The organism is Mycobacterium sp. TH-M15 (genome assembly GCF_057473705.1).
In genome coordinates this window covers 1-3,445 of record NZ_JBYCLB010000079.1, presented here as the reverse complement: position 1 = coordinate 3,445, position 3,445 = coordinate 1, and the positions used below count along the sequence as shown (strand labels likewise).

Annotated in this window: 4 protein-coding genes; 2 read left to right on the top strand and 2 right to left on the bottom strand. The window is 71.3% G+C overall.

What is annotated here, in order from left to right; genetic code table 11:
• Positions 1–20: 20 nt before the first annotated feature.
• Together AC2VNT_RS01985 and AC2VNT_RS01980 are read right to left on the bottom strand one after the other, a co-directional pair.
• A complete protein-coding gene (locus AC2VNT_RS01985; RefSeq protein ID WP_486945259.1) occupies positions 21–761 on the bottom strand; it encodes a maleate cis-trans isomerase family protein in 741 nt (246 codons plus the stop codon).
• The gene (locus AC2VNT_RS01980) at positions 758–1,516 is read right to left on the bottom strand and encodes a maleate cis-trans isomerase family protein (RefSeq protein ID WP_486945258.1); all 759 of its coding nucleotides are present in this window, start codon (positions 1,514–1,516) and stop codon (positions 758–760) included. The genes AC2VNT_RS01985 and AC2VNT_RS01980 overlap by 4 nt, the downstream gene beginning before the upstream one ends.
• Positions 1,517–1,597: 81 nt before the next feature.
• Between AC2VNT_RS01980 and AC2VNT_RS01975 the strand changes: the two genes are divergently transcribed.
• Entirely contained in the window at positions 1,598–2,572 is a 975-nt protein-coding gene (locus AC2VNT_RS01975) for a D-2-hydroxyacid dehydrogenase (protein ID WP_486945257.1), read from the top strand.
• Positions 2,572–3,445, top strand: an 874-nt coding sequence (locus tag AC2VNT_RS01970; RefSeq protein ID WP_486945256.1) for an amidase family protein, incomplete at its 3' end; no start/stop codon positions are given. The genes AC2VNT_RS01975 and AC2VNT_RS01970, both read left to right, overlap by 1 nt.

Below are 3,445 nucleotides of genomic sequence, written 5' to 3'. Positions count from 1 at the left end.
CGCCGTGCTCTGCGAGGCCGTCATCGCCGGCCACCACCTGCCTTCTCCGCGTCGCGGGCGAACAGCGCGCCCAGCCCGGTCACCTGCCGCGTCAGCCCGGCAATGCGTAAACCCTCCCACACGCTCACCGCGTTGGCGGTCAGCACCGGCTTGCCGAGCCGCTGCTCCAGGGCGTCGACCTGGGCCACGGTGTGCATGGCGGTGTCGGGGATCAGCAGCGCCTGGGCCGCCGAGGTGTCGTTCTGCAGTGCCAGCGACAGCACCTGTTCCGGGCCGAGCCGCCCCACTTCGGCGGCGGTGTCGATGCCGGCGCTTCCCAGCCCCGCGGTCTCGACGCCGTGGGCGGCCAGGAAGGCGACGAACAACTCGGCGATGTCATGCGGATAGCTGGCCGCCACCGCAACCCGGGAGCACCCGAGTTCGGCCAGCGCGTGCACGAACGCGAACGACGTGCTCGACGCCGGCACCCCGGCGAACGCCGCCAGGCGGTTCACCTGGTCGGCGGCGCCCTCGGGCCCGAACACGAAGCTGCCCGATGTGCAGGCCCACACCACCGCGGCCGGATGACGCGACGCCAACTGCGACGCTCCCTCGGCGAGCTTGGCCGGGCTGCCCAGATCCATCAGCTCCGGTACCGCGTGCAGGTCGATGCCGTAGATGTGCGCGACCGGCAGCTCCACCCCAAGCAGGCCGGCCGCGATCGGATAGTCGGACTCAGCGGCGTGATCCGGATAGATGAAGCCGACCGTCGGCCGGGTCATCGGTGCACTCCGGTGAAGACGTCCCGCAGCCAGCGTCCCGGTCCCATCATCGGCAGCCCCATCCGCCCCAGGCAGGCCCACATCGTGAGCTGGTTCGCGGTCAGGATCGGCTTGTCGAGCATCCGCTCGAGCGGGGCGATGATGTCGTAGGTCCGCAGGTTGGTACAGCTGACGAAGATGGCCTGCGCTTCGGGGACGTTCGCCGCGACGATCCGCTCGGCCACGGTGCGGTAGTTCACCTTCCAGATGCCGCCGCCCAAGCCCAGGTAGTCGGCGCGCAGCACGGTGACCCCCAGCTGATTCAGAAACGCCCCCAGCAACCTGGTGAGCTCCTCGTCGTAGGGGGTGATGACACAGATCCGGGAGACCTCCAGCGCCCGCAGCGCTTCGGCCAGGGCTCCGGAGGTGGTGACCGCCGCCGGCGCCCCCGCCGCCTCGATCGCGGCGACCAGCGTTTTCTCGTACTCGACGCCGTGGATGAAGCTGCCGGAGGAGCAGAGGTAGGCCACCACCTCCGGCTCCACGTGCAGGACGTCGCGGGTGGCGGCGGCCAGATGGCTGGGGTTGGAGACCAGTTCGGCCATCGCCAGGCTGACCGGGACCGGCTCGTAGCGGGTGCGGGCCAGGTGCAGGGTGACCTCGGCCGGGATCCACCGCCACAGCTCGCGCTCGAGGGCCAGGTCGAACGGGGCGATGATGCCGATGCCACGCTGCTCCACCGGCTCGTCGAACTCCGGCAGCGACGACACATCCATGGGTGGCCCCACACGTTCACGCACCACTCCAGGCCGACCCTGGATTGTTGACAATCATACGATACGTCTTACCGTGTCAATGTGGGCGCGCATCCGGTGGTCGTCGTGCAGCACGGTGAGTCGATTCCCACCCAGCTCCGCTCGCTCGATGGCGAGGCGGAGCTGAGGATGGTTCCCTCGGCGCGGCTGGCCGAGGCGCTTCCCGGTGCGGACGTGCTCTTCATCTACGACTTCGCCGTCGCCGCGCTGCGCTCGGTATGGCCGGCCGCCGACTCACTGCGGTGGGTGCAGGTCGCCGCGACCGGGGTCGACGCTGCGCTCTTCGACGAACTGGTCGACAGCGACGTGGTGGTCACCAACTCGCGCGACATCTTCGAAGCCCCCATCGCCGAGTACGTGCTGGGCCAGATACTGGCCTTCGCCAAGGACTTCGACCGGTCCCGGGATGCGCAGCGCGCGCGACGCTGGCAACACTTCAGCACCGAGCCGATCGCCGGGGCGTCGGTCACCGTCGTCGGCCCGGGTCCGGTCGGGCGCGCCGTCGCCCGGCTGCTGCGGGCAGCCGGGATGACCGTCCGCGGAGTCGGCCGCACGGTACGGCACGACGCCGACTTCGGAGAGATCACCACCGACCTGCCCGCTGCCGTCGCCGATGCCGACTACGTGGTGTTGGCCGCGCCGTTGACGCCGGAGACCCGCGGGCTGATCGACGCCGAAGCCCTCGCCGCGATGCCCGCCCGGGCCCGCCTGATCAACGTCGGCCGCGGCCCGTTGGTGGTGACCGACGCCTTGGTCGCGGCGCTGCGGGACGGGCGGATCGCCGGCGCGGCGCTCGACGTCACCGACCCCGAGCCGCCGCCGCCCGACCATCCGCTGTGGACCCTGCCCATGGTTCGGCTGACCCCGCACAACAGCGGCGACGTGCACGGCTGGCGGGAGTCGCTGCAGCAGCAGTTCATCGACAACCTCCGGCGCTACGCGTCCGGTCAGCCGCTGCACAACGTCGTCGACAAGCGGCGCGCATTCGCACCCGCCGGGACCGGGGAGCCACGCTGATGACCGAACCCACCGACCTGACCGCCCTGCAATTGGTCGCCGCCTACACCTCGGGTGAGCTCTCACCCGTCGAGGCGACCGCGGCGGCGCTGTCCGCCATCGCCACCCGGGATCGCGAGGTGAACGCGTTCTGCCTGGTCGACGAGGAAGCCGCACTCGCCCAGGCGCGTAAATCCGAAGCCCGCTGGGGCGGCAAGTACACCCGGGGACTGTTCGACGGCGTCCCGGTGGCGATCAAGGACGTCTTCCACACCGCCGGCTGGCCCACCCTGCGCGGTTCACTGCTCACCGACGCCGCCGGGCCGTGGCCCGACGACAGCCCGGCGGTGGGCAAGATCCGCACCGACGGCATGGTCATCCTCGGCAAGACCACCACCCCGGAGTTCGCCTGGAAGGCGGTCACCGACAGCGCGCTGAGCGGGGTCACCCGCAACCCGGTCGATACCACCCGCACCGCGGGCGGCTCCTCCGGCGGCAGCGCCGCGGCGGTGGCGGCCGGGATGGCGCCGCTGGCGCTGGGTACCGACGGTGGCGGCAGCATCCGCATCCCGGCCAGCTTCTGCGGGGTGGTCGGCTTCAAACCGACGCACGGCCGGGTGCCGATGTACCCGATCAGCCCGTTCGGCCCGCTGGCGCACGCCGGCCCGATCACCCGCACCGTCGAGGACGCCGCGCTGCTGATGGACATCATCGTGCTGCCCGACTACCGCGACCCGACCTCGCTGCCACCGGCCCTGACCACCTATCGCGGCGAACTGCGCCGTGACGTGGCCGGGTTGGACGTCGCGTACTCGGCGACGCTGGGCTACGTCGACCCCGACCCGCAGGTGGCGGCGGTCATCGCCGCGGCGGTGCGGACGCTGGCCGACGCGG